Annotated in this window: 23 protein-coding genes; 4 read left to right on the top strand and 19 right to left on the bottom strand. The window is 50.8% G+C overall.

Features of this window, described 5'->3' with window-relative positions:
• Window positions 1-2475, top strand: a complete 2475-nt coding sequence (locus ACESZP_RS08160; protein ID WP_499708716.1) for a CotH kinase family protein — start codon at window positions 1-3, stop codon at window positions 2473-2475.
• A 172-nt stretch (window positions 2476-2647) separates the two neighbouring features.
• Here the strand turns inward: ACESZP_RS08160 and eno are convergent, their stop codons facing one another.
• From eno to ACESZP_RS08090, 14 genes are all read right to left on the bottom strand, one after another.
• On the bottom strand, window positions 2648-3946 hold the full coding sequence (eno, locus tag ACESZP_RS08155) for a phosphopyruvate hydratase (protein ID WP_178038323.1): 1299 nt from the start codon (window positions 3944-3946) through the stop codon (window positions 2648-2650).
• Between the two features lie 362 nt (window positions 3947-4308).
• Entirely contained in the window at window positions 4309-5010 is a 702-nt protein-coding gene (locus ACESZP_RS08150; RefSeq protein ID WP_499708715.1) for an L-ribulose-5-phosphate 4-epimerase, read from the bottom strand.
• Between the two features lie 37 nt (window positions 5011-5047).
• Entirely contained in the window at window positions 5048-5896 is an 849-nt protein-coding gene (locus ACESZP_RS08145; protein WP_178038325.1) for an L-ribulose-5-phosphate 3-epimerase, read from the bottom strand.
• Between the two features lie 26 nt (window positions 5897-5922).
• A complete protein-coding gene (locus ACESZP_RS08140) occupies window positions 5923-6972 on the bottom strand; it encodes a hypothetical protein (protein ID WP_499708714.1) in 1050 nt (349 codons plus the stop codon).
• Window positions 6973-7018: 46 nt separating this feature from the next.
• Window positions 7019-7777, bottom strand: a complete 759-nt coding sequence (locus ACESZP_RS08135; RefSeq protein ID WP_499708713.1) for a DeoR/GlpR family DNA-binding transcription regulator — start codon at window positions 7775-7777, stop codon at window positions 7019-7021.
• Between the two features lie 91 nt (window positions 7778-7868).
• The gene (locus ACESZP_RS08130) at window positions 7869-8165 is read right to left on the bottom strand and encodes a PTS sugar transporter subunit IIB (RefSeq protein WP_349164823.1); all 297 of its coding nucleotides are present in this window, start codon (window positions 8163-8165) and stop codon (window positions 7869-7871) included.
• A 46-nt stretch (window positions 8166-8211) separates the two neighbouring features.
• Window positions 8212-9702, bottom strand: a complete 1491-nt coding sequence (ulaA, locus tag ACESZP_RS08125) for a PTS ascorbate transporter subunit IIC (RefSeq protein WP_499708712.1) — start codon at window positions 9700-9702, stop codon at window positions 8212-8214.
• 70 nt (window positions 9703-9772) lie between these two features.
• Window positions 9773-10231 carry a PTS sugar transporter subunit IIA gene (locus tag ACESZP_RS08120; protein ID WP_158363505.1) on the bottom strand — a complete coding sequence of 153 codons (459 nt, stop codon included), beginning with the start codon at window positions 10229-10231 and terminating at the stop codon, window positions 9773-9775.
• Window positions 10232-10257: 26 nt separating this feature from the next.
• Window positions 10258-11361, bottom strand: a complete 1104-nt coding sequence (gene ulaG / locus ACESZP_RS08115) for an L-ascorbate 6-phosphate lactonase (protein ID WP_178038329.1) — start codon at window positions 11359-11361, stop codon at window positions 10258-10260.
• A 383-nt stretch (window positions 11362-11744) separates the two neighbouring features.
• Window positions 11745-12962: a S41 family peptidase gene (locus ACESZP_RS08110; RefSeq protein WP_499708711.1), complete on the bottom strand. Its 1218-nt coding sequence runs from the start codon at window positions 12960-12962 to the stop codon at window positions 11745-11747.
• A gap of 78 nt (window positions 12963-13040) precedes the next feature.
• Window positions 13041-14258, bottom strand: a complete 1218-nt coding sequence (locus ACESZP_RS08105) for a murein hydrolase activator EnvC family protein (protein WP_349164820.1) — start codon at window positions 14256-14258, stop codon at window positions 13041-13043.
• 64 nt (window positions 14259-14322) lie between these two features.
• A complete protein-coding gene (ftsX, locus tag ACESZP_RS08100) occupies window positions 14323-15231 on the bottom strand; it encodes a permease-like cell division protein FtsX (RefSeq protein WP_499708710.1) in 909 nt (302 codons plus the stop codon).
• Window positions 15221-15910: a cell division ATP-binding protein FtsE gene (gene ftsE, locus ACESZP_RS08095; RefSeq protein WP_499708709.1), complete on the bottom strand. Its 690-nt coding sequence runs from the start codon at window positions 15908-15910 to the stop codon at window positions 15221-15223. Before ftsE ends, ftsX begins: the two co-directional genes overlap by 11 nt.
• Window positions 15911-15932: 22 nt before the next feature.
• Window positions 15933-17021 (bottom strand): helix-turn-helix domain-containing protein, encoded by a 1089-nt coding sequence (locus ACESZP_RS08090; RefSeq protein WP_178038334.1) that lies wholly within the window; start codon window positions 17019-17021, stop codon window positions 15933-15935.
• Between the two features lie 349 nt (window positions 17022-17370).
• Here ACESZP_RS08090 and ACESZP_RS08085 point away from each other — a divergent pair, with 349 nt between their 5' ends.
• Window positions 17371-18216, top strand: coding sequence for a YitT family protein (locus ACESZP_RS08085; protein WP_499708708.1), 846 nt, complete (start codon window positions 17371-17373; stop codon window positions 18214-18216).
• 212 nt (window positions 18217-18428) lie between these two features.
• Complete coding sequence (locus ACESZP_RS08080; RefSeq protein WP_499708707.1) at window positions 18429-18872, top strand: FMN-binding protein; 444 nt, start codon at window positions 18429-18431, stop codon at window positions 18870-18872.
• Window positions 18873-19044: 172 nt separating this feature from the next.
• On the opposite strand, the gene glgB is transcribed toward ACESZP_RS08080, so the two are convergent.
• From glgB to ACESZP_RS08065, 3 genes are all read right to left on the bottom strand, one after another.
• Window positions 19045-21084: a 1,4-alpha-glucan branching protein GlgB gene (gene glgB / locus ACESZP_RS08075; protein WP_499708706.1), complete on the bottom strand. Its 2040-nt coding sequence runs from the start codon at window positions 21082-21084 to the stop codon at window positions 19045-19047.
• 74 nt (window positions 21085-21158) lie between these two features.
• Window positions 21159-22511, bottom strand: a complete 1353-nt coding sequence (locus tag ACESZP_RS08070; RefSeq protein WP_499708705.1) for an alpha-amylase family glycosyl hydrolase — start codon at window positions 22509-22511, stop codon at window positions 21159-21161.
• A 42-nt stretch (window positions 22512-22553) separates the two neighbouring features.
• Window positions 22554-23132, bottom strand: coding sequence for a TetR/AcrR family transcriptional regulator (locus ACESZP_RS08065; RefSeq protein WP_499708704.1), 579 nt, complete (start codon window positions 23130-23132; stop codon window positions 22554-22556).
• 250 nt (window positions 23133-23382) lie between these two features.
• Here ACESZP_RS08065 and pfkB point away from each other — a divergent pair, with 250 nt between their 5' ends.
• A complete protein-coding gene (pfkB, locus tag ACESZP_RS08060; RefSeq protein ID WP_499708703.1) occupies window positions 23383-24315 on the top strand; it encodes a 1-phosphofructokinase in 933 nt (310 codons plus the stop codon).
• Window positions 24316-24387: 72 nt separating this feature from the next.
• Here pfkB and ACESZP_RS08055 read toward each other — a convergent pair whose 3' ends face one another.
• Together ACESZP_RS08055 and ACESZP_RS08050 are read right to left on the bottom strand one after the other, a co-directional pair.
• Window positions 24388-25209: a PTS system mannose/fructose/sorbose family transporter subunit IID gene (locus tag ACESZP_RS08055; protein ID WP_499708702.1), complete on the bottom strand. Its 822-nt coding sequence runs from the start codon at window positions 25207-25209 to the stop codon at window positions 24388-24390.
• Window positions 25199-25978, bottom strand: a complete 780-nt coding sequence (locus tag ACESZP_RS08050; RefSeq protein WP_178038342.1) for a PTS sugar transporter subunit IIC — start codon at window positions 25976-25978, stop codon at window positions 25199-25201. Before ACESZP_RS08050 ends, ACESZP_RS08055 begins: the two co-directional genes overlap by 11 nt.
• Window positions 25979-25995: the final 17 nt, after the last annotated feature.

Below are 25995 nucleotides of genomic sequence, written 5' to 3'. Positions count from 1 at the left end.
TTGAAACAACTATCCCCCCGCCGGAAAACGATCGTCTCCATACAACTCGCCGGTATTACGCTCGGTCTGGCTCTGCTTGTCGTTCTGGGCTTCAAATACCGCACCGTCAGCTACACGGAGCCGGTTCTCTCCCTGAAAATCAATGAAATCTGTGTCGCTAATCCGGGAACTCCGGTCAGCCACGGCGTCACCTACCAGAACTATCTTGAGCTGTACAATCCCACCCGGAAAACCATTTCCCTGGCAGGGCTTCGCGTCGGCACCGATTCCGAAACATCAGATATGCTGCTTGTGGGGGAAATCGCGCCGCATGGCTATGCCTGTATCTATGCTTTGAGCGGAGACGCTCCCGCCCCGGAAGGCAGTCTTGGCATCTCCCTTGATCTCTCCAACGCCAAAACCGTCACAGTCACCTGGGAAGAAATCACTATTCTGACAACCCTGAAGACCGAACCGGCTCTTCCGGTGGATTCCGTCACGCTGCCTGCCTCTCTGACAGCCGGGACCGTTTACGCCCGCACGGAAGACGGCGGAGATGATTTTGCTGAACTGCGCCCCACCCCCGGCTCCTCCAACACAGAGGCACACCGGCTTCTGTCAGAGCAGCCGGTCATCGAGACGCCCAGCGGCTTCTATCAAAACTCCGTCACCGTCTCTATGTCCGTCCCGGATGGGCTCACCATCCGCTATACCCTGGATGGCAGTGTGCCCGATGAAACCTCGCCGGTCTATGACGGCTCTCTGACTTTTACCGATCCCGGCAGTCAGCCCAATGTCTACTCCGCACGGACCGATATCGCAGCCGAGACCACCGCCTATCTTCCGCCCACAGAAGCCGTAGACAAAGCAGTCATCCTCCGCGCCGCAGCCTTTGACGCAGACGGCAATCAGAGCAATCCGGTGACTGCCACCTACTTCATCAATCTGGACCGGAAAGAGGGCTACCAGAATGCCTGGATCGTCTCCCTGATTTCTGAGCCCGACAACCTTTTCTCCGACGAACGTGGTATCTATGTCCGTGGATCTGTCTATGAGCAGGCTCTGCAGGATGGCATCATCTATGAAGAATTCCCCTGGATTGATCTGATGGATTACATGAACTACCACCGGGAAGGCTCTGAGTCCGAGCGGCGCGCGCAGCTGACCATTTTCGACAGCGAGAGCACTGTCCGCATCGATCAGGAATGCGGCATCCGCATACGCGGCAACGCCTCCCGCAGCTTTCCGCAGAAAAGTTTCACCCTGTTTGCCCGCAAACGCTACGGGAACAATACCTTCGCCTCGGTTTTCAGCGATCCGGACGAGACCTGTCCGACCCTGATTCTGAACAACAGCCGTACCCTGACTAAGACCTTTTTCTTCCGTCTGGTGGATGACCGCAACACCGCCGTACAGGAATACCGGCCCTGTCAGCTCTTCCTGAACGGAGAATACTGGGGCATGTACTATCTGATGGAAAAATACTCCGCTGAATATCTGGAAAATCATTATCAGGTACCGGCGTCTGATATTCTGCTCATCAAAGACAGCGAAGAAATCCAATCCGGCAACGCCGAAGACTACACCTGCTGGCAGGAAGTCCTGGACCTCTTCCGGACGGATCTGTCTGATCCGGATAACTACACAGCGCTCCTGGAAAAAGTAGACATCCAGAGCCTCATCGACTGGCTCTGCACCAACATCTACATTGCCAACACCGACACCCGCCCTCTGGGCGGCAATGTCTACACCTGGCGAAGCATAGGCCCCACCGGCGAAGATTACAACGATGGCAAATGGCGCTGGATCCTCTACGACCTGGACGACGCCCTGGCCGTGGGAACCGAATATGAAAATAACGAGCCCTGGAAGATGGACGCCTTCACTGACCACGCAGGCTACTACCCGGCAGGACTTCTGGACACGGAGCCCCTGCCAGGTCTCATGCGGAACGAAGACTTCCGCCGTCAGTTCGTTCAGACCTTTCTGGACATGACCAACGAAAACTTCGATGCAGACCGCGTCAGCACCCTTCTGGACGAACAGAAAGCCAGCACCTCCGACCAGGCAGCCATCAGCTGGCAGCGCTGGAACGCGGAGCTCTGGCATGATACCTACGACGCCCAGATCGAGACCCTGCGCACCTATTTCGAGAACCGCCGCGAAGTCGTCCTCGCCCAGCTGGCCGACCACTTTGACCTGAACGGCGAATTAGTTGACATAACTTTAAATGTTCGCACCGAAGGGAGCGAAGATGAACCCGGCGGCACCGTCACCCTGAATACCCTCACTCCCGACCTGACCACATCCGACTGGACCGGCCAGTACTACACCGATTATCCGGTGTCCTTACAGGCTCTGCATGCCAAGGGGGATCGGTTTGTGCGCTGGGAGATAGAAAATGGGGAGATTGTGTCGGGGGATTCGGAACACAAGAAGATAGAGGTGCAGTTGAACGCGGATACGCGGATCACTGCGGTATTTGAAAAGAAATAATTTAGGTTATGAGGCCCGAGGGGCAGGACAGGGACTTTGTAATTTCCAGTGTACAGCGTTTTATCGGACTGCGTGGGGCACCTGCGGACCTCAAGTCCGTGGGTGGCACACACTGTCCGATAAACGATGAACACGGAAATCACAAAGTCCCTGCCCGTCCGTCTTCTATACCTTACTTCACATTAAACGCCTTAATTCCCGGATAAACCGCTGATTTACCCAATGCCTCCTCGATACGCAGCAGCTGATTGTACTTCGCCACACGCTCACTTCTGCTCGGCGCACCCGTCTTAATCTGGCAGGTATTCAGCGCAACCGCCAGATCTGCGATCGTCGTATCCGCAGTCTCGCCGGAACGATGGGAGGTAACAGCCGTATAACCAGCCTTATGAGCCATCTTGATAGCTTCCAGCGTCTCAGACACAGAACCAATCTGGTTCAGTTTGATCAGAATAGAGTTACCGCAGCCCATCTCAATTCCCTTAGACAGACGCTCCGTATTAGTCACAAACAGGTCATCGCCAACCAGCTGTACCTTGTCGCCCAGACGGGCCGTCAGCTTCTGCCAGCCTTCCCAATCCTCCTCATCCAGACCATCCTCGATCGAAATAATCGGATACTTTTCGCAAAGGTCAGCCCAGTGCTCAATCAGCTGCTCCGCCGTAAATTCTGTACCGGCCTTCGGCAGCTTGTAAAAGCCCCTGCCCTTCTCGCTCTTCCACTCAGAAGAAGCCGCATCCATTGCAATCATGAAATCCTTACCCGGCTCGTATCCGGCCTTCTTTACGGCCTCCAGAATCGTCTCAATAGCCTCTGCGTCAGATTTAAGTGCCGGAGCAAAACCACCCTCGTCACCGACGGATGTGGCCAGCCCTCTCTCTTTCAGGATAGACGCCAGCGCATGGAATACCTCCGCACACCATCTTAGGCACTCCTTAAAGGAAGGCGCGCCCACCGGCATGATCATGAACTCCTGTACATCCAGTCCGGAGGACAGTGCATGGCAGCCACCATTTACAATATTCATCATCGGCACCGGCAGGCGATTGCCATTGATGCCGCCCAGGAAACGATACAGCGGCATATCCAGAGCTGCTGCTGACGCACGGCAGGTCGCGATGGATACGGCCAGAATCGCGTTTGCACCCAGCTTGGACTTGTCCTTCGTGCCGTCCGCCTCGATCATGGCACGGTCTACGGCGTAGATGTCAGAAGCATCCAGGCCTTTGACTGCCTCATTGATAATGGTATTGATGTTCTCTACGGCCTTTGTAACGCCCTTTCCCAGATATCGGCTTTTGTCACCGTCACGCAGCTCCAGCGCCTCAAATTCACCTGTAGAAGCGCCGCTGGGAGCGGTTCCGCGCGCTACGGTGCCATCTGCCAGAGTTACCTCAGCCTCTACCGTCGGATTTCCTCTGGAATCCAGAATCTCTCTTCCCACAACCTTCTCAATCTGTAAAAAATCCATTTTGATAATCTCCTTTCAATATGAATCTCTTTTCGGGCAGAACACCGGAAGATGCAAGGGAGCCACCCGATACATCTTCCCAGTCTCATGGACACAGGAAGGATAATCCAATTCTTCCCAAAGGAGTCTGCCTGATTTATTCACATGCAGTTAGTGTTATCTAACTTCCTGTATCGTAACAGATTCCATTTTTTAAGTCAATGCGCGGATGCCCTTTTCTCATAGTATTGACAAAGATTATCAAATTATTTACTTTGAAAACATCGATTCAAATTTCTGAAACGAAAGCAGCTGCGTGAACAAATAAAAAACAGCAGTCGAATCACATGGGATCCGGCTGCTGCTTTCTTATCTCTCTTTCTTTATCTCTTAATCTGTCCGTAGTAAGCATTCGCACCGTGCTTTCTCAGGAAATGCTTGTCCTGGATAACCTGCGGTGCAGGCTGTACTCTGGCATTCAGGATCTCGGTGCGGCATGCCATCTTGGCAACCTCCTCGAGAACCACTGCGTTGTGAACTGCGTTGGCTGCATCAGTTCCCCAGGTGAACGGTCCATGGTTGGTGCACAGAACACCCGGTACGTGCATCGGATCGATGCCTCTCTCGTTGAAGGTCTCGATGACAACAAGGCCTGTGTTCTTCTCATACTCGCCGTTGATCTCGTCAGCGGTCAGGCTTCTTGCGCAGGGAATCTCGCCGTAGAAGTAGTCTGCGTGAGTGGTTCCGTAGCAGGGAATGCTGCGGCCTGCCTGTGCCCATGAGGTAGCCCACGGAGAATGGGTATGTACCACGCCTCCAATCTTCGGAAATGCTTTGTACAGCTCCAGATGGGTCGGTGTATCGGAAGACGGATTGTAATCGCCCTCTACTTTATTACCGTTCAGGTCGATAACTACCATATCTTCCGGCTTCAGCAGATCGTACTCAACTCCGCTGGGTTTGATTACGAAAAGTCCTTTTTCACGGTCAATTCCGCTGACATTTCCCCATGTATAGGTGATGAGTCCTCTTCTCGGAAGCTCCATATTTGCTTCGTATACCTGTTTTTTCAGTTCCTCTAACACGATTTTTCCTCCTTGAAAATGATACTGCGGACCGCGCTTAGTCGTTTTCTTTCTGATCCAGAAGCTTACGCATGGCAGAATTTGCAAAATGCAGGTCTGCCTTCCAGTCTTCCTTGCCCAGATACCAGAACTCCGTTACATAACGGCGTACGCCCATCTCCCATGCGGTGTCAATCATCGCCGGAAAATCTACCTGTCCCTCTCCGTACATCATGTCGCGAAATTTACCCGGAACAGTTTCTTTCAGATGCATAGCAACCACATGACCGTCACAGCTTCGAAGATCTGCAAGTACATCGGTTCCGTAAGTGATTGCTGCATTATTGATGTTACCACAATCCGGATATACATTCAAGTAAGTGGAATTAATCTTGTCCACATATTTCATGGACTTTTCGCAGGTATTCATGAACTCGGTCTCCATGGTCTCAAAGCCCATGAGTACGCCTGCTCTGGCTGCCATCCGGGCAGCCTTCTTAAGGTTCCGTCCGAAACGCTCTACGGTCTCCGGTGTGGACTCGTCATAATATACGTCGTAGCCTGCCAGCTGAATGATGCGGACGCCCAGGTCGTCTGCCAGCTGAATAGCCTTCTCCATGATCTCCAGGCTTCTGGCCTCTGTCGCCGGGTCGCTGCTTCCCAGCGGGTATTTCCGGTGACCGGACAGACACATGCTGCGAATGGGCAGACCCACCTCATACATGGTCTTTACCAGTTCCAGGCGTTCTTCCTTCGACCAGTCCAGACGGGCCAGCTTCGCGTCGGTCTCATCGATACTGATTTCCACGAAATCGTAGCCTGCCTCTTTGGCCGCCTCCAGCTTCTCTTTCCAGGTCAGCGTGTTCGGCATGGCTTTCTCGTATAATCCAATGCTATATGCTTTCATAATATTTCCTCTCATAGGGAGAGCCCTTACAGGCTCTCAATCTCATAAAACGCGATTTCGTCAATCTCACGGTTGGTGGACAGGATACCCAGCTTGTTGCCCGGTTTCTTGTATACACGGGTATTTGCCGGTCCTACGTTATGATCCAGCACTTCCAGAACATAATCCTTGCCGTCATAGTAGCATGCCATCAGGTCGCGGTCGCCCTTACGGTTGCCGATGATCGCCATGCCCTTGCCCAGGATCTCTGCACCCCAGATACCGTGCAGAAACTCATAGGAGCCCTCAAAGGTTTTCACGCAGGTATACTTGCCGTCTGCCTTCTTGTAAATCTTGATGGTGTCGCCGTGGAACGGTGTCATTACCAGCATCTCATCCTCGCCGTCTCCGTCGAAATCGGCGAAGGTCATATCGCTGGCCGGATCCTCTGTCAGAGTTTCTACGGTCCACTCGCCGCCTTTTTCAGCAGGCGGTGTTACCTTGAAGATGCCGTTCTCGGTTCCCACGATACCGCTCATGACGCCGTCCTTCTCTACGCGGCAATAGCCATGATTCTTCAGCAGATCCTCCTTCAGCGGAACCAGCTTGATCTGGTTGTTCTCGTTGATATCGCTTAAGTCATTCGGAAGCTCGCCGACCCATACCTTACCCGGCATACTCCAGTCGTCCTTGAACTCATGACCAGACTTCAGCGCGCAGGCAATGATGTAGTTTACGCCGCCTCTAGTCAGGATATCGAAACGATGTACGAAGGGCAGGTCTACGATGGTCTTTACTACCCAGTCATTCTTTCCCTTCGGGGAAGCCAGAATGATCTTTGCCTCCTTGGAATCATTCGGTGAATAGAATTTATGGGTAGCAAGGAACTCGCCGTTGCTTCCCGGAATCTGAACCATAGTCATAACTCCGCCCGGCTCGTCCCATACGGTCTCCTCCAGGTTTCCATCCAGGTCAAACAGCAGGCACTTGTTTACCTTCTCTGCTGCTACCAGCATATGCTCTGTTCCGTTGTAGGTCAGCGGACAGATAGAATAGCATTTCTCAAGCTCATGTGTTTTAATCTTATTTACCTTCATTGTCACAATCTCCTAATCTGTAACTGTTCAGTACCTGACCAGTTACCTAATCTACTTGATATACCCAGGTTCCCATTTCTCGAAATTCACAGACCATCTGCGCCGGGGCATTTACGTCCGTGATAATATTTTCTATCTTCTCCGGCGGACAGGATACGCCTCCGGTTCTGACACCGAATTTGGAGCTGTCTGCCAATATATAGGTCGTTCCAGTTACTCTCTGAAACATCATCTGATTCAGATTTACCTCGCTCATCATCTCTGTCACCATACCGATATCCGGACTGATACCCGTACATCCGACAAAGCACTTTTTCGCGGCCACATAAGCCAGACTGTTCTTGGTGAAATCGCCCACCATGGCGCCCTTCTGATAACGGAGTTCTCCGCCCAGAAGCACAATGGTTGCATGGGAAGGATTTTCCTCGTTGATGATATTCCCATTATTGGTGATAATAGTCACATTCCGGCTGGTGATATATTTTACCATCGCAAGGGCTGTGGTGCTGGTGTTCAGAAGAATACTGTCACCGTCTTCCACCAGGCTGGCCGCGTACCTGGCGATCCGTTCCTTTCGAAGCTCCCGGCTGTTCTGGCGCGGAACCTCCGCATTTCCTGTACGCGCTCCTCCATAGAAACGCTCCAGCAATTTATGTTCTTCCAGATACTGGAGATCGCGTCGAATCGTCAGAGGCGATACCTGCAGCTGCTCCGATAAGCTGTTTACAGATACATCTCCGCCATTCCTCACGGTCTCCAGGATTCTCTCTCTTCGACTGTTTACAATTAAACGGCTTGTTTTCACGACGCCACACTCCTTCTCTCTTATTTACCCAAAACTCAAAAGCGCCTCCCCGCGGCCTTCCAGCCACAGGGACGCGCCCTCGTTTTAGTTATTACTCAAGCGGCACTCCGGATGCTTTCAGTTTCTCTTCCATCTCTGCCTGAGACATGACGTTCTTCAGACCGATTACATGGACACCCTTTGCTTCTGCTTCCTTGAACATGGAGATGAAGTTCAGCGGGCAGAATACTACATCAAACTGGGTTGCGGAGCTCTTTCCTTCAGAAAGAGAGCAGTGATGCAGCTTTCCAACCTTGATACCCAGAGACTTTACAACCTTCTCTGTAGTCATCTTCATCATCAGACTTGTTCCGGCGCCGTTTGCGCAGCAAACCAAAATGTTCAACATTGTCGTTTCCTCCTATCGGATTAACTAGTGTATATTTGACGAATCTTTATTCAGCCTTCTTAGCCTTCAGTTCTTTGTATGCTTCCCAGTCCTCAGTCATCAGGAAGTAGCCTTCCTTGTCAGCTCTGTACTGCAGCTGCGGGATAGCCAGCAGGGCAACAATAACGATTGCCAGACCTGCGTAGCTTAAGTACTTCATCAGAACTGTGAATACCGGCCATACAACTGCCCAGTCCCACATACCAAGGTATCCGCCGTATGCTGCCATACCTACCCAGCCTGCGATTAACGCAGAACCGAATACCTGGCACAGACCGGAGATAAACGGCAGGATAAGCGCTGCCTTCAGACCGCCCTTGTTATTAGCATACACCGCGATGGTCGCATTGTCAAAGAAAACAGGTACGAATCCGGCAATTACCAGTACCGGGCTCTTCAGAAGAATCAGAGCGCCGATGGCAAGGAACTGTCCAAGAGCACCAGCCAGGAATCCAAGCGGTACTGCGTTCGGAGAACCGAAACCGTAAGATACTGCACAGTCTACTGCCGGTACGGAACCCGGGAGCCACTTATTGGCAATACCCTGGAAGGAATTGGTCAGCTCTGTTACGAAGGTACGAACACCCAGCTGCAGGATTGCCAGATATACTGCGAAGTTCAGGCAGACAGTCAGGATATAGAACAGGAAGCTCTGTCCTTCCTTCATGAATCCGGCCTCAGTCAGATAATCTCTGCCAAGAACCAGAAGGATTGCTCCAAAGAATACAGTCATCAGAATTGCGGTACATACCATGTTCTCGTTGAAGATGGACATAAAGCCCGGAAGCTCGATATCCTCCAGCTTCTTGGAAGCCTCTTTGCCCTTCTTTACGTCGCGCTCATGCATCTTGCCTGCGATCCAGGAGAACAGTGCTACTCCCATGATCTGCTGATGTCCAAGACAGAAGCCTGCGCCGTCTGTCAGCTCCTGGGTCGGCTTGATGGTCAGGTTGGAGCCTACTGCCCAGTACAGACCAAGTACGATTGCCATTACTACCAGAAGCGCTGTGTTATTGGTAGCCAGTCCCGGCAGTGCGAACAGGATCAGCCAGTAAGCTGTGGAAGCCTGCTGTACCTGTACGTGACCTGTGGTAAACAGGGAACGAAGCTTTGTCACCTTACTGAAACGAACCAGTAAAATGTTGATGATAAACGCAATCAGAAGAAGCATCATAACCTGTGAAAACGGCTTTCCAAATACTTCCTCCACGCCTGCGGTTACCGCGTTCTGTCCGAAATACGGGTCGATAACCATAGCGTCCAGATTGAAACGGTCCTTCAGACCTACCAGCACCGGACGGAAGTTGCTTACCAGTCCGCCGGAACCTGCTGCCAGGATCATGTAACCTACGACTGCCTTGATGGTTCCGCCAAGTACATCATACCACGGTTTCTTCAGCAGAATGTAACCGATCAGTACGATCAGGCCGATCATCCACGCCGGCTGCTGCAGAATGTTCGTAGCAAAATACGACCATGCTCTCATTAAAATATCCATAACTCTTTTCCTCCTACATTTTCCCCTTTATGATAACCGCAGCCCGACCTCACGGGCCGCAGTCAGGTTCTTACTTGTCCAGATACTTCTCCTGAAGCTTCAGCAGATCCTCGGGCCCCTCAGCCTTCAGAAGCTCTGCTACCAGTTCCTCGTTCATCAGCATCTCTGACAGACGCATCATATTATTCAGATGCTGATCCGGATTGCAGGATGCCAGTGTGAAGAACAGCTGAGCGTCCTTTTCCGGGTCGTTCGGGTCAAAGCTGACCGGCTTCTCCAGCTTCATGAAGCCGATGGCTGTCTTATTGACTCCGACTGCACCCTCCTGGGAATGCGGCATCGCAATGTTCGGCATGATTACAATATACGGACCGTACTTGCGGACACACTCTACGATGTCATGGGCATAATTGGATTCTACCGTTCCGTCTGCCTCCAGAGACTTGCAGCTCATGATGATAGCGTCTTCCCAATCCTTCGCTTCCTTGGCAAACAGATAATGCTTCTTTTCTACAAACTCTCTTAACATAATCCTCTTCTCCCTTATTCCAAAGCTTACAGACAGGAACGGAACGGAATGTTCTGGGGATGCTCGAAGCAGTCCTCAAAGCCTCTTCTGTGATGATAGTAAATCTTATCCTTGTCCTGGGGATAGGTGTACTTTCCGCCTACCTGCCAGAAGAACGGATGGAACTTGTACTCGTTTCTGTCCTTCTTGAAATCATACAGCAGCTTAATCTCGTCGCAGTCAGCCTGGAAGTTGGTCCATACGTCCCAGTGAATCGGAACAACAACTTTACACTGCAGGTTCTCTGCCATACGAAGGATATCTACGGAACTCATCTTATCCTGCATACCGATGGGGTTCTCACCGAAGGAACCAAAGGCAACATCGATATCATAATCCTTACCATGCTTTGCAAAGTAAATGGAGAAGTGAGAGTCACCGGAGTGATAGATGTTTCCGCCCGGAGTCTTAACCAGGTAGTTTACTGCCTTATCATCCATATCGGTGGGGCAAACGCCTGTCAGCTCTTCTCTGTTCTCACTGGTATCGTCTGTGGTAACGATACAGGTACGGTCGAAGCTGTCCAGCGCGATAATCTCAAGGTCTTTGATCTTGATGGTGTCGCCCGGTTTTACAGTAATGCAACGGTCTTCCGGAACGCCCCATTTTACCCAGGTCTCTACAGACTTCTTCGGTCCGATGAACGGTACCGGAATCTCTTTTCCGTTCTCATCTGTAGTAGTCATTCCGCTCTGGATAACGTGTGCTGCCCACTCTGCAGACATATGATCCTGATGGTAATGAGTTGCCAGAACTGCATCTACATGCTTGAAAGCGAACGGGTCGATAACGAACGGTACGTTACGAAGGTTCGGCTGCATCAGACGTCCGCCGCACATATTTGCCATCTGATGGCCTGGCTTCATCTTGTTGTCGCCATGGGTTCTCTTACCGTTTCCGCACCACAGGTCGATGGTGATATTGGTGTCAGCCGGTGTCTTAAACCATACGCCGGTACATCCCAGCCACCACATAGCCACGTTTCCGGGAGCTACAACCTCGTTCTCGATATCTTCTACGAGCCAGGTTCCCCACTCCGGGAAGGTGCTTTTGATCCAGCTGTCTCTTGTCATTTCGCTAATCTTGGACATTTTTCAAATCTCCCTTTCTTTGCTTAACTTTATGTTTTTTGGTTCCTTATTTCCTATGGGGTTATCTTACATGACGGTGAAATTTCTTTCAAGTATTTTTATGAATATTTTGCATATTTTATGCTCATTTTATGTCTGTTTTGATACTTTTGTCGTATTGAACAATTTTTATATGTCTATTGTACAGTTATGTAAACATAGATTTGGCACTTTGCATAGAATATTGATAATTTATGAATTTTTTGAACGTTTTAGTTTTATGTATTTCCTCCTGTTTATCTATTTTTACCTATTTTCGAAAGCTTTCACACATTTTTACGACAAATTTGAACGCAAAAAACCCGGTCGTAAAAATCCGACCGGGTTTCGCTTTGCAATTTATTTCACTTTTCTGTCAGGATCTCCATCGCCTTCTGCAGCTGATTGTCCTTCTCCTCCGGTATCACCACTTCATTGGCTACAGCCGGATCCAGTTCCACCTCCACGTCTGGCGCAATGCCGATTCCGTGGATGTTGTTGCCGTTTGGCGTGTAGTACTTGGAGACGGTCAGTTTCACGGCGGTGCCGTCGCTTAAGGGGTAGATCTTCTGGACAATACCTTTGCCGAAGGTCTGAGTGCCCACCAGGGTACCGATGCCATAATCTTTGATGGCTCCGGCAAAGATCTCCGAAGCGCTGGCGCTGTTGCCGTTTACCAGGAGAACCAGCGGTTTGTCGAAATAGTTTTCCACATCAGATTTCATCTCATCCCGGTTGCCGTATTTATCCTCCGTGTATACAATCAGGCCCTCCGGAAGCAGACGATCCAGCATGCTGCAGGCACTGGATACCAGGCCGCCGCCATTATTACGGAGATCGATGATGAGAGCGGTCTCACCCTGATTTTCCAGGTCATCCAGGGCGGCCAGAAACTGATTTACTGTCACGTCGTCGAAGCTGGTCACGGAGATATAACCAATATTGCCATCCAGCAGCTTATGAGTTACGGTAGATATCTCGATCATTCTGCGCTCCACATCGAAGGTCAGATAATCGCTCTCCCCTTCCCGGGCCACAGAGATCGGTATGGTCGTGCCCTCGGCTCCTTTTACTTTGGAGACCACCTTGGTCAGATCCTCACCGGTTACCTCCTCATCATCCACCCTATAGATCACGTCGCCCGGAAGCAGCCCCGCTTCCTCCGCAGGCGATCCCTCGAAGACACGGGTAATGGTAATGATACCGGTGGTCATGTTCTGGCTCATTTCCACGCCAATGCCATAATAGCTGCCATTAGTGGAGTCCATCAGACTCTGGTACTCTTCCTTCGTATAATAAGCGGCATAGGGGTCGTCAAGCCCCACGATCATGCCTTTATACAGATAGTTCTCTACCTGATCCGTGTCGATGTCATTCAGATAATAATTCTGAACCAGTGTCTCAATCTCGGTGATTTTATCCTCTACCTGACTGCTGGTCAGATTCAGTTCGCCACTCTCTGCTTTCTTTTCATCAGATGCTTTGGTAAGTGCATTGCTTCCGGCAAAGATACCGCCCGCCAACAGCACGGTGACGAGTATGCCCACGGCAAAGCCTTTGATAAACTGCTTTTTATTTTCCATAATTCCAGTATACGTCCTTATCTTTTGTCCCATGCATGCCAAAACGTCTCACGAGACGTTGCCTGCAAACAGTCATGATCATCCGCCCACGTATGCCGTTGGGTTTACATAACTTCCGTTCTTAATTACGCCGAAATGCAGGTGGTTGCCGGTGGAATAACCGGTGGAACCCACTGCCGCGATTGCCTGGCCTGCGCTGACGGTCTGGCCTGCGCTCACATACAGCGCAGAACAATGCATATATACGGTAGACAGACTGTTTCCATGGGAAATGACGATGTAATTGCCGGCAGAACTACTATAGGCCGCCGTGGTCACACGCCCGGAGGCTGCCGCTACGATCGAAGCTCCGTAGGATGCTCCGATATCAATGCCCTTGTGGTTGGTCGACGCGCCTGCTGTAGGCTGGGCACGATTGCCAAATCCACTGGTAATTCTCCGACTGCTGGGACAGGGCCATACGAAGCCGGAGGCTCCTCCATCACCGTCACTGGCCTGAGCGTTGGCTGCTGCCGCCGCCGCGATCTGCTGCTCAATCTGATCCAGAAGCTTCTGCTGCTTTGCCAAATCGGCTTTATACTCTTCTGCATTGCTGTTCTCGCTGTCGATCTGATCCTGATAGCTCTGAATCTGGGCTGTCTTGGTCTTGATCAGAGCGTCTACGGTCTTCTTCTGCTCGGAAGCCGCGCCCGCCATGGCGTCCAGCTCTTCTTTTTCAGATTCCAGCTCCTTTTTCTTCTCTTCCACCGCCTGTTTCTGGGCAATGTACTCCTCCAGCATATTCCGGTCGTAGGCCGTCATCTGCTCCGCATAGCTGGACTTATTCAGAAAATCCGCCATACTTTCGGAGGTAAGAAGCAGCTCCAGATAAGAAGGATTTCCATTTTCGTAAAGATACTGAATCCGTTTCTTCATATCCTCATACTGCCGGGCAGCTGTAGCTTCCGCTTCGTCAAGCTCTGCCTCAGCGGTCGAAATCTCTTCTTTTTTCACTTCAATATCCTTATTCAGCTTATCGATCTGCTTCGCCAGATCATTTGCCTCCTGATCAAGCTTGGAAATATAGGTTTCCAGATTACTCTTGCTATTTTCCAGATCAGAAATCTTTTTTTTCGTATTGCTGATGTCAGATTTGATATCCTTGATTTTATCCAGCGTATCCTGCTTCTTATCTTCCAGATCGCCGGTATCGATCTGGTTCGCCGTAGCGGACACCCGCAGGTTCTCATTTGTGAAAATACAGCCAGCTGTAAGCGCAACCACAAGCAGCGCGCTTACCATACGCGTTCTTTTCATTCTATTCTTTATCCTTTTCTATGAGGCATTGTAACGGTTCAGTACCTGACCAGTTACGGAGCACTTACACCTTCAGATGCTTCCGAATCGTAAAGAAGCTACCGAAGAAACCAATGCCTACACCAAGCGCCAAGCCTACCGGAAGCAGAATCCGGAACATATCATTTACCGGAAGGAACTGCAGAAGTCCCGTCAGGGCATTAAATTTGTCTCCCACAAAACCCACCAGCTGTGTATACAGATAATACAGCAGCGTCAGCGGGAAGGCCGCGCCCAGAATACCGATGACAATACCCTCTACCACAAAGGGCGCCTTGACAAAACCGTTGGTGGCGCCGATCAGCTTCATGATCGCGATTTCTTCCTTGCGGACCGCGATACCGATAGTGACCGTGTTGCTGATCAGGAAGACCGATACACACAAAAGCAATATAATCACCGCGATGGAAATATATCCAATCAGCATATTGAAGTTTGTCAGAATATCCGCCACCTGCGCGGACTGGTTAATCTTGCGGACGCCTTCTACACTGCCCAGCCAGTCTACCAGGCTCTGCTGTTCCTCCACATCATTTAAGTAAATCTCATAGTGAGCCTGGTTGGCCAGCGGATTATCGTCCGCAAAGCCCTCCGCCAGCTGAGGATTGTCCTTAAAGTAAATCGCCTTATACTGTTCCCAGGATTCCTCCGCGGATACAAAGACCGCCTCAGATACCTCATCCCGGGCCTGAATCTTCTCACCGATGGCCTGAATCTCCTCATCGGACAGACCTTCATCAAAGAACACAGTTACAGCCACGGATTTCTCCGCCTCCCGCACCATGTACTGGAAGTTCTCTACCACGCAGAAAAAGATTCCGAACAGGAAAATGCAGGCGGACATGGTCGCGATGGACGCAAGAGAGAACATTTTGTTACGCCAGATATTTTTCATGCCCTGCTTCAGGCAGTAGCCGATAGAACTAATTCGCATTCTGTTTGTACCCAGCGTTGCGCTCGTCACTGATAATGACGCCTTTGTTCATAACAATTACCCGCTTCTTCATCTGATCTACAATCTCCTGGTTGTGGGTCACCACCAGAACGGTGGTACCGCGCTCATTGATAGTCTCCAGAAGCTTCATGATTTCCCTGGAATTCTTCGGGTCCAGATTACCGGTGGGCTCGTCGGCCAGAAGAATATTGGGCCGGTTCACCAGGGCTCTCGCCAGAGCCACACGCTGCTGCTCGCCGCCGGAAAGCTGCTTCGGGAATGACTTATACTTCTCCGCCAGTCCCACCAGGGACAGCATCTTCGGCACATTCTTGCGGATATCCTTGCTTGGGGTCGCGATAACCCGCTGGGCGAACGCGATATTTTCATAGACATTCCGGTCCTTCAGAAGACGGAAATCCTGGAACACCACGCCCAGCTTTCTGCGGTACTTGGGGATGGCCTGCGCTTTCATCTTATTCAGATTAATTCCATTTACCTTAATGGTTCCGGAACTGGGCTCCAGCTCCTTCAGAAGCAGCTTAATCAGCGTAGACTTACCGGAACCGCTGTTTCCTACGATAAAAACAAATTCGCCCTTGTCAATATGCAGCGTCACGCCGTTTAAGGCCTGCACGCCCGTGGCATAGGACTTTGTCACATTTTGCATGTCAATCATTTTTTCACTCCTCAGCCGAAGCTTAATAATCCATAGATTCCATGTACTTCATATACTTTACAACCATCAACGCGATCTTGAAGGTAATCGCGTCCTCAAAAACCCGCAGGTCAAGGCCCGTACTCTTCTGCAGCTTGTCAAGCCTGTACACCAGTGTATTGCGGTGGATATACAGCTGTCTGGATGTCTCAGACACATTCAGGCTGTTCTCAAAAAACTTATTGATGGTGGTCAGAGTCTCCTCGTCAAAATCATCGGGAGACTTGCCATCAAAAATTTCCCGGATAAACATCTTGCACAGCGGAATCGGCAGCTGATAAATCAGACGGCCGATACCCAGCGTACTGTAGGCAATAATATCCTTATCATCAAAGAAAATCTTGCCCACGTCAAGAGCCATCCGCGCTTCCTTGTAGGAACGGGACACTTCTTTAATTTCATTCACAATGGTGCCGTAAGCGATATGAACGTGCTCGTCGCCCTCGCTGTTCAGCAGATCACAGATCACCCTGGCCGTACGGTTCAGCTCCGGATACCCCTCATTATCTGCCAACTCCTTGACCACAATGATATTCTTCTCGTCCACAGCTGTGATAAAATCATGGGACTTGGTGCCAAACAGTGTCCGCACATTTTCCAGAGAAGCCGTATCCTTCTCCCGCCCCGTCTCAATGATAAAGACAGCTCTGCGCACCTCAGTCTGGATATGCAGCTTCTTGGCGCGGTTGTAGATATCCACCAGAAGCAGATTGTCCAGAAGCAGGTTCTTGATAAAATTATCTTTATCGAAACGCTCCTTATATGCAACCAGTAAATTCTGGATCTGGAAGACCACCAGCTTGCCAATCATATACGCATCCTCACTTCCGCCGTTCAGCAGAAGAATATATTCCAACTGCGTATCGTCAAAAATCTTAAAAAACTGGAAGCCCTGAATCACCTGGCTGTCCGCCGGAGAATCAATGAAAGCAAGCACAGACCCTGTATAAGCGTCCGCCTCCGGAAAAGTAGACGCAAGAACTTTACCCTCGGTATCAATCACACAAAGATCGATCCGGGTAATTCCTTTGAGACCGTCAATCGTATTCTGCAGTACCTGATTCGAAATCATAACTCTCTCCGCTCCTTTTTTGCATATAGTTTTTGTATTTGTGCATATCGCCAGTCCTTCTCTCATCGCATATCTGGCAAAATTCACAAAAAAACACCCCTGTTTTCTCTAAAACACTAAATACCTAATCTATATATTAATGCAAAACTACAAAATTGAAAAGAGGAAATGCAAAATTTTTATGCATTTCCGCAATTTACCTTCATAAAATCCCCCAGAAATCCCCTATGCATAGTTCACAAAGAAGTATCCGGCAGTTCCCCCTTGCTTTTTCTTACTTCCTATGATAGTTTGAATCGTGGAAAGATCATATTGAAAGGGAATTAAAAAAATGACTGTAACTAGAAAAATGAAATTGCGGGACATTCTGCTCATCACCATCGGAACTGCCCTGATGGCCTTCGCCGTAGCGTCCGTCTTCGACCCGGCAAGCCTCGTCACCGGTGGCTTCTCCGGTCTGGCCATTATCATCCGCCAGCTCACCGAAAAACTGGTGCCCGGCGGCGTCCCGCTGTCCGTCACCAACCTGATCCTGAACGTGCCGTTCCTGCTGCTGGCTGTGAAGCTCAAAGGCTTCCGCTACCTGCTGCGCACCGGCTTCGCCACCGTCATGCTGTCATTCTGGCTGTCCGTCCTTCCGGTCATCCCCATCGCCGAAGGCGACCTGCTGCTGTCAGCCCTCTACGGCGGCCTCATCATGGGTGCCGGCATCGGCCTTGTCTTCGTAGTCCAGGCCACCACCGGCGGCACGGACCTCATCGCCGCCCTGATCCAGCACTTTCTGCCCCACTACAGCACCGCCACCATCATGTGGCTGCTGGACACCTTGATCGTCCTGTTCGGCGCATACCTGTTCGGCATCCAGATGGCCCTCTACGCCATCATTGCCATCTATCTGACTTCCCGCATCGCCGACGGCCTGATAGACGGTCTGAAATTCTCCAAAGCCGCCTTCATCATCACCGAAAAACCCGACGAGCTGTCCCGGATCCTCATGACCGATCTGGACCGCGGCGTCACCGGCATCTCCGCCACCGGCATGTACTCCGGAGACGCCAAGAACATGCTTTTTTGCGTAGTCGCAAAAAAGCAGATTGTCTACCTGAAAGAGCTGACAAAAGAATGCGACCCGAACGCCTTTGTTATCGTGACAGATGTTCGGGAAGTACTCGGAGAGGGCTTCATTGAGCGATAGTGCAATCAAAATCAGGGGCGGGACTTTGTAATTTCCCAGTGTACAGCGTTTTAGCGGACGCTGTGAGACACCTGCGAACCTCGCGTCCGTGGGTGGCACACCGTGTCCGATAAACGATGAACACAGATAACTACAAAGCCCCCCCGTCCGTCATAGATCCCTCCCCTCCCGCATATCCTATAACAATCGAATCCCCCGCAGGAGGGCTTCCCATGAGTTCAAAAACCAAAATCGTCGTGCTCCGCATGAAGGAGCTCATCTACACCGGCATCTTCGTAGCACTGGGCATCCTTCTGATTCTGCTGCTGGTCTACATGTTCGCTCCAAAGGATAAAAAGAACACCGCCACCGCTGACGCTGCATACACCCCCGGCGTCTACACCTCGTCCATCACCCTGGGAGGCAACGCCGTAGACGTAGCCGTCACCGTAAGCGAGACCCGCATCGAAGCCATCGCCTTCAACAACCTAGACGAAACCATCGAAACCATGTACCCTCTGATGCAGCCCGCCCTCGACAACCTGGCGGACCAGATTTGTGAAACCCAGTCCCTGGACGGTCTGGACTACTCCGAAGAAACCCAGTACACCTCCCAGGTAATCCTCGGAGCCGTGGAGCGGGCGCTGGAGAAGGCGAAGTTTCCGTCCGAAGAATAATAATGAATTATGTAAATCATTTATTCTAAAAAAAGAGTGCGCATCTTTGCAAACTCTGCTTGCTTTTATGGAATAGGGAATTCTATCGGAATTTCCTATTCCATAAAAAGGCTGCTGCAGACAGATTCTCTTAAATCTGTCCGCAGCAGCCTTTCCAATATTTCATTCCAATTTAAAACTCAAACACAGCCACTCCATACCCCGGAAGCGGATAAGCAATCGAATAGGGCTGGCCGTCGCACTCGCCGGCCTCGGCCTTGTAGACGGTCGGCTTCTCTACGCCGCTGCCGCCAAACTCTGCCGCGTCGCTGTCCAGAACCAGCTTGTACTGCTTCTTCTTCGGTACGCCCACCCGGTAATCAGGGCGCTCCACCGGCGTGAAGTTGCAGACAAAGAGCAGGTTCTTCTTCCGCGCCTTGTCGAAGCGCATGAAGGAGAAGATACTGCGGTAGCCGTCGTTGGCATTGATCCACTGAAAGCCCTCAGGATGGGTATCCAGCTCGTAGAGAGCCGGATGCTTCTGGTAGAGATGCAGCAGCGCCTTCACAAAGGCCTGAAGCTCCCTGTGCTCGTCCTGTTCCAGCAGATACCAGTCAAGCTCTCTGGCCTCGCTCCACTCCTGAAGCTGGGCGAATTCCTGCCCCATGAACAGCAGCTTCTTGCCCGGGTGACCCAGCATGAACGCGTAAGCCGCCTTCAGGTTCGCGAATTTTTCCTCGTACTCGCCCGGCATCTTATTGATCATGGAGCGCTTCAGATGCACCACCTCGTCGTGGGACAGCACCAGAATATAATTCTCGCTGTAGGCATAGGTCATGGCAAAGGTCATCAGATTATGCGCGCCCTTCCGGAAATAGGGGTCGAGCTTCATATATTCCAGGAAATCGTTCATCCAACCCATATTCCATTTGAAGGAGAAGCCCAGACCGTCGTCCTCGGGTCTGCCCGTCACCATGGGCCATGCGGTAGATTCCTCAGCAATGGTCACCACACCCGGATTGCGGCCCAGCAGCACGGAATTCAGATGCTTGAAGAACTCGATGGCCTCCAGGTTCTTATTGCCGCCGAACTTATTCGGAATCCACTGGCCGGACTCTCTGCCGTAATCCAGGTACAGCATGGAAGCCACCGCGTCCACGCGCAGTCCATCCACATGGAACTCCTCGACCCAGTACAGGGCATTGGCAATCAGGAAGTTCTTCACTTCGTTCATCTCGTAGTTAAATACCTTGGTGCCCCAGTCGGGATGCTCGCCCTTTCTGGGATCCGGATACTCATACAACGGCTGGCCGTCGAAGTCCGCCAGACCATGGGCGTCCTTGGGAAAATGGGCCGGAACCCAATCCAGGACGACGCCAATCTTCTTCTGATGCAGATAATTGATCAGATACATAAAATCCTTCGGGCTGCCGTGGCGGGAGGTGGGCGCATAGTAGCCGGTCACCTGATAGCCCCAGGAGCCGTCGAAGGGATGTTCCGCGATGCCCATCAGCTCCACATGGGTGTACCCCATCTCCAGCACATAATCTGCCAGCTCATGGGCCAGCTCCCGGTAATTATAATACCCGTCCTCATCGGGACCATGGGGATGCTTCTTCCAGGAACCCGGATGCACCTCATAGATGGCCATGGGCTCTTCCTTCGGATCCTTCTTTTTCCGCTTCTCCATCCAGTCCTTGTCCGACCAACGGAAATCCGAAATATCGGATACCTTCGACGCGGTACCCGGACGCCTCTCCGCCTCGGTAGCATAAGGATCGGCCTTGTAAAGCAGACTGTGATCCTGCGCCTCAATCAGATATTTATAGAGGCAGCCAAGCTGTACGCCCGGCACGAACACCTCCCAGATTCCTAATGGATCCAGCCGGCTCATGGGATGGCTTGTCTCATTCCAGCCGTTGAATTCGCCGATGACGTGTACTGTCACCGCATGGGGCGCCCAGACTGCGAAATGCACGCCCTTCTGTCCCTCATGCTCCGTCAGATGCGCGCCCAGCTTCCGGAAAATATCATAGTGATTGCCCTGTCCGAACAGGTACTGGTCAAAATCGCTGATGAAGCAGGATACCTCCGGCTTCTGTGCCGTTGCTGTCCCGGTTTCTGTTGCCTTTACTGCAGCTATTTTCTTCGGTTTATTTCCCTGTGCGGCTCTCTTCGCCGCCTTTTCTGCCTCTCTTACCTTGGCGTCCGCCCGTGTTCTCTTACCCTTCATAATCTCACCCCTATTTAACTATAAATACCGGAATCACTTTCTCACGCCTTCAGCAGTAAATGCTTCAGGCTGATTTAACAAATTACAAATATTGCACTGCCATACGCGGGCATTTCCCAGATAATCCTGCCGTCCTGGAGCTCTGCGTCCGTACCGGTCAGTGCTTCCTGTGCGCCTGATGCGGACACCGGGCAATTGATTTCCATGTGGACCGGGTTCGCATCGTTGTTCACTGCTGTGATTACAGCCTCATTTCCCAGGATTCTGGCAAATGCGTACTGCCTGTTCGTCAGAAGCAGCTCCCGATACACGCCGTCGGTCAGTGCCAGATTCGCCTGACGGATGGCACCCAGTTTACATAACAATCCTTTTAGCTCCGGAATCGGCGGATTGGCCTCCATCTCGGAGAGTACCAGGTGGGGCCGCAGACCATCGTCGCAGGCTCCCTCTTTTCGGCCTTCCACGCCCCACTCGCCGCCGTAGTAGACGGATGGGATACCGGGCAGTGTGTACAGTAACGTGTATACTGACTGTAAAAAGCCCTTTTCCTTTAACTTATTGACGATACGATCTACGTCGTGGTTCTCTACAAAGGAATAGAGTCTGCATCCCTTGTAAATGCCGCCGTTCGCGTCGAACTGCCGTCTTATGGTATGGGCGATTTCGAAATAATTATGATCATTGTGGCCGGAATACAGACCCTTCCACAGCTCATAATTGGTCACCGAATGAAGCGTCTCATCGTTGACCCACCGGGCGTAATCTCCGTGAATCACCTCGCCCATGAGCCAGAAATCCTCCTTTTTCTGACCGGTCACCCAACGCAGCTCCTTCATGAAATCAAACTGCAGGCAGTCTGCACAGTCCAGGCGGATACCGTCGATATCGAATTCGTCAATCCAGAACCGCACCACATCCAGAAGGTAATCCTTCACGCCCCGATCCCAGAGATTCAGGTTCGCCAGTTCGAAGCAGTTGTGCCAGGCCTTGTAGTAAAAGCCGTCGTTGTAATGGGTATTGCCCTCGAAGCTCACGTCCTGATACCAGCAACGGTACGGGGAATTCTCCCGGTTTTTCTGAATATCCCGGAATGCGAAAAATTCTCGGCCGGTGTGATTAAAGACGCCGTCTACCACCACCCGGATGCCATTTTCATGGCAAAGCTTTACGAAATGCTTAAAATCCTCATTGTCGCCCAGGCGGCTGTCCACCTGCTTATAATCCCTTGTATCGTAACCGTGGCTGGTGGATTCGAACAGAGGTCCGATATAGGTCGCCGTGAATCCGCACTCCTTCATGTGCCGCACCCAGTCGTCCAGCTCCCGCAGCCGGTGGGTCACGCCGTCCTCCGTGTGGGTCTTGGGCGCGCCCAGAAGTCCCAGCGGATAAATATGATAAAAAATGGCTTCTTCATACCATTTGGCCATCTTTTTTGTCCTCCCCTTGTAAGTCTCTTTTTTCTGAATCCATTACGAATAAATACCGTGCATGAACTGATGTACCAGCGCTTCGATCTCCTCTTCCGTGATCTGCACATCCTGGCGCTTGCTGATCTCCTGCTTCATGACAATGTAGTACAAAACCAGGCCGATGAAACCGAGGGAAAATTGCCGCTGCCGCCCGTGCATATTGCCCAAGTCCGCTGAAGCGTTGATGAAAACTTCTTCGATCTGCCGCTGCAGGCGGAACACCAGGGGGCGCACGGCCTTATAAGCGTCATTTCCCTTTGCCGAATGGTAGAGCGCCACGAAAAGCGCCGAAAACTTCGGTTCCCGCGCCACAAAGGCCGCCGCTGTCCGGGCCGCCGCACACAGGGTATTCTTCAGGTCGCCATGGTAAGCGCACGCCTCACGAAGCTCCGCCGCAAAGCCCTCGCTCCGGCTCAAAAGTAGCTGTTCCAGAAGACCGTATTTACTTTTAAAATAATAGTACAGCGTCGGCTTCGTCACGCCGGATCGCTCCGCGATCTCCTGGACGCCCACTGCGTCGTAGCCCCTGGTATAAAATAAATCCAGCGCTGTCTCAAGAATGGTTTCCCTGTTGTCCATATGTGTGTCCCTCCGGTAAGAATCCCCTTTCCAGGCTCTTCCGAGATACCAGAATTTCCGCCGGTTCTGTTTCTATTTCCATTATATACCGAGCGGTATAATGCGTCAAGGTTTCCGCCAATCTTTTCCTTTCTTTTTTATATTTCAGAATTTTCCATCAACATTGACTTTCTTTTCTGTATTTTCTATAATGAAAGACAGAGGGAGAGACGTGAATCATCTGTAAGAAAGGATAGTTAGGTATTTATTTATGGTATTATCTGTAACTTTGAATCCCTGCATCGACAAAACCATTTATCTGGATAATCTGGAAATCGGCGCTTACAACCGGGTGAAGAATACCCGCGTAGACCTGTCCGGAAAAGGACTAAATGTGAGCACCGTGCTGAATAACCTGAAAGAAGAAACTATGTGCATGGGACTGAACTTCCGTGAAAGCGGCAATACTCTGGAACATGCCATGACAGCCCGGGGCCTGCAATACTATTTTGTCCGTTCAGAGGGCGCTATCCGAACGAATATCAAGCTTTTTGACCAGTCCAACCACATCATGACTGAGGTCAATGAGGCCGGACCTAACGTCTCCTTCGCTGCCATCGAAAAGCTGGTGGACGAAATTGATGTGCGACTGGATCACACACATATTCTGGTGTTAAGCGGCAGCGTGCCGCCCGGCGTCCCCGCCAATATCTATCAGCGCCTCATCCACCTGGCCCACAAAAAAGATGTCAAGACTGTACTGGACACCACCGGTGAACCGTTCCGGCTGGGACTGGAAGAAAAGCCCTTCCTGATTAAGCCCAACAGCAAGGAATTTGAGCAGGCCTTCAAGAACGAACTGAAAGCCGGCAAGGGTCCCCTCGAGGTTGCCCGCCAAATCGTAGATGGGGGCATCCCCTATGTCTGCATTTCCATGGGCGCCGACGGCGCGCTATTGCTGGATCAGGAGCACACCTACCGGGCGAAAGCCATTCCTGTGGAAGCCAAGGGTCTGACCGGCGCGGGCGACTCCATGGTGGCCGGTATGTGTTATGCCCTCCGGAAGCGCCTGGACACCGCCGATATGCTCCGCTACGCCATGGCCTGTGCGGCCGGTTCTGTACGGCAGGAGGGTACCCTGCTTGCCCGGGAGGCCGACGTGAAGGAACTTCTGCCCCAGGTGGAGCTGGAGATCATTGCCTGATTGAAGTTTGAAAATCATATTCAAAAAACACGTCCGGTTGACATCAGTTCTGTCAGCCGGACGTGTTTTTCTCTAGCCCCAAATGTTAAAATACGCTCCGATAATTCCAATTACAATCATCGCCAGCATCATCACCAACGGACTCACTTTCTTTTTCTTAAGCAATTTCCAAACAATTCCAAACAGTACAAGAGGCAGTAATCTTGGAACAATACCGTCAATCAATGACTGAACAGATGTCACCGCGTCCCCGGTTCCAAAATTAATATTTAAAGCCAAACCAATACTTCCCGCAGACATTGCTCCAGTTACCATCAAACCAATAATGCTGGCCAGAAATGTAAAAGTTTCCATAATACCGGATTTCTGAATTTTTTCTAGGAAGCCTGTTCCTACCTCATATCCTTTAAATGTCATAATATAACGAATAGCCCATGCCGGTATGTTAAATATCAGCAGAAACAGTAATGCTCCCAATGGATTTCCCTGAAGCGCCAGTGTTGTTCCTATACCGGTTGCCACAATACGTAACGTTCCGTGAAACAGCGTATCACCGATAGCCGCCATTGGTCCCATTAAAGCTGTTTTCACATTTACAATGCTAGCCGTATCAAAATTATCCGGATTCTCTGCACGTTTCTCCTCCATAGCCGCACTGATTGCCAACGGAAATGTTACCACATAAGGCGTAGTATTAAAAAACTCCATATGCCGTTTCATACTCTCGCTTAAATCTTTTTTGTCCGGATACAGCTTCTTCAAAATTGGAAGCAATGCAAAACAATATGAGCAGTTACTCTGTCTTTCATAATTCCATGAGTGTTCTGTCGGAACGGAACGCCAGAATATTTTCTTTAAATCAGCCTTTGTAATACGATTCTTCTCAGAACTCATTATCATCTACCTCCTCCTTTGCATTCGCTGCCAATTGCAGATTGCCATGATTTCCAAGTAACATAATCAGAGCTGCAATAATGACTGCAAAAATCGTAATTCCCGTTGTGGAAATTTCCAGATATGCCACCAGAAAATATCCCAGGAAGAAAAACGGCGCTACTTTCTTTCCCCATACCATCTGCGCCAGCATAGCAAAACCTATCGCAGGAATCATTCCACACGCAACACTGATTCCACTCCGTACAAAGTCCGGAACGACATTAAGTGCAGATGTCACTGCATCTGTTCCAAAATAGAACGCACAAAATATAATCGGTGCCATAATAATCGTCGGTATAAAGCCAGATGCCAGTACTGTCCGCTCAAATCCTCTGGTATCTCCCAGTTCTGCGTAATGATCACAGCGATGGCACATTAAAATCAGAATCGGCTGATTCAATACAGTATTGACAACCAGTAACAAGGATGCAATCGGAATTCCCAAGGCCAGAGCTGTCTCCGTGCCTCCTCCGGTTACAATCGCAAATCCGACTCCCAACACGGTTCCAGAAATCATTTCCGGCGGCATACTTGCTCCAATGGAAACCGCTCCGATAAACGCAAGTTCCAATGTAGCTCCCATAATCGCTCCCTGTGCTGGCTGACCCAGCAAAATCCCCAGAATAGTTCCCAATACGATCGGGCGGCGAATATTCGAAGATCCTAAAAACCACTCACACCTTCCCAATATATAAACGAATGTTACGATTAACGCTTCAACAAGCATTGTACCCCTCCTATTCT

Origin of the sequence: Candidatus Dorea massiliensis AP6, assembly GCF_964245105.1 — a bacterium.
Classification (GTDB): Bacteria; Bacillota; Clostridia; order Lachnospirales; family Lachnospiraceae; genus Laedolimicola; species Laedolimicola intestinihominis.
This window is presented reverse-complemented; position numbering and strand designations above follow the sequence as displayed.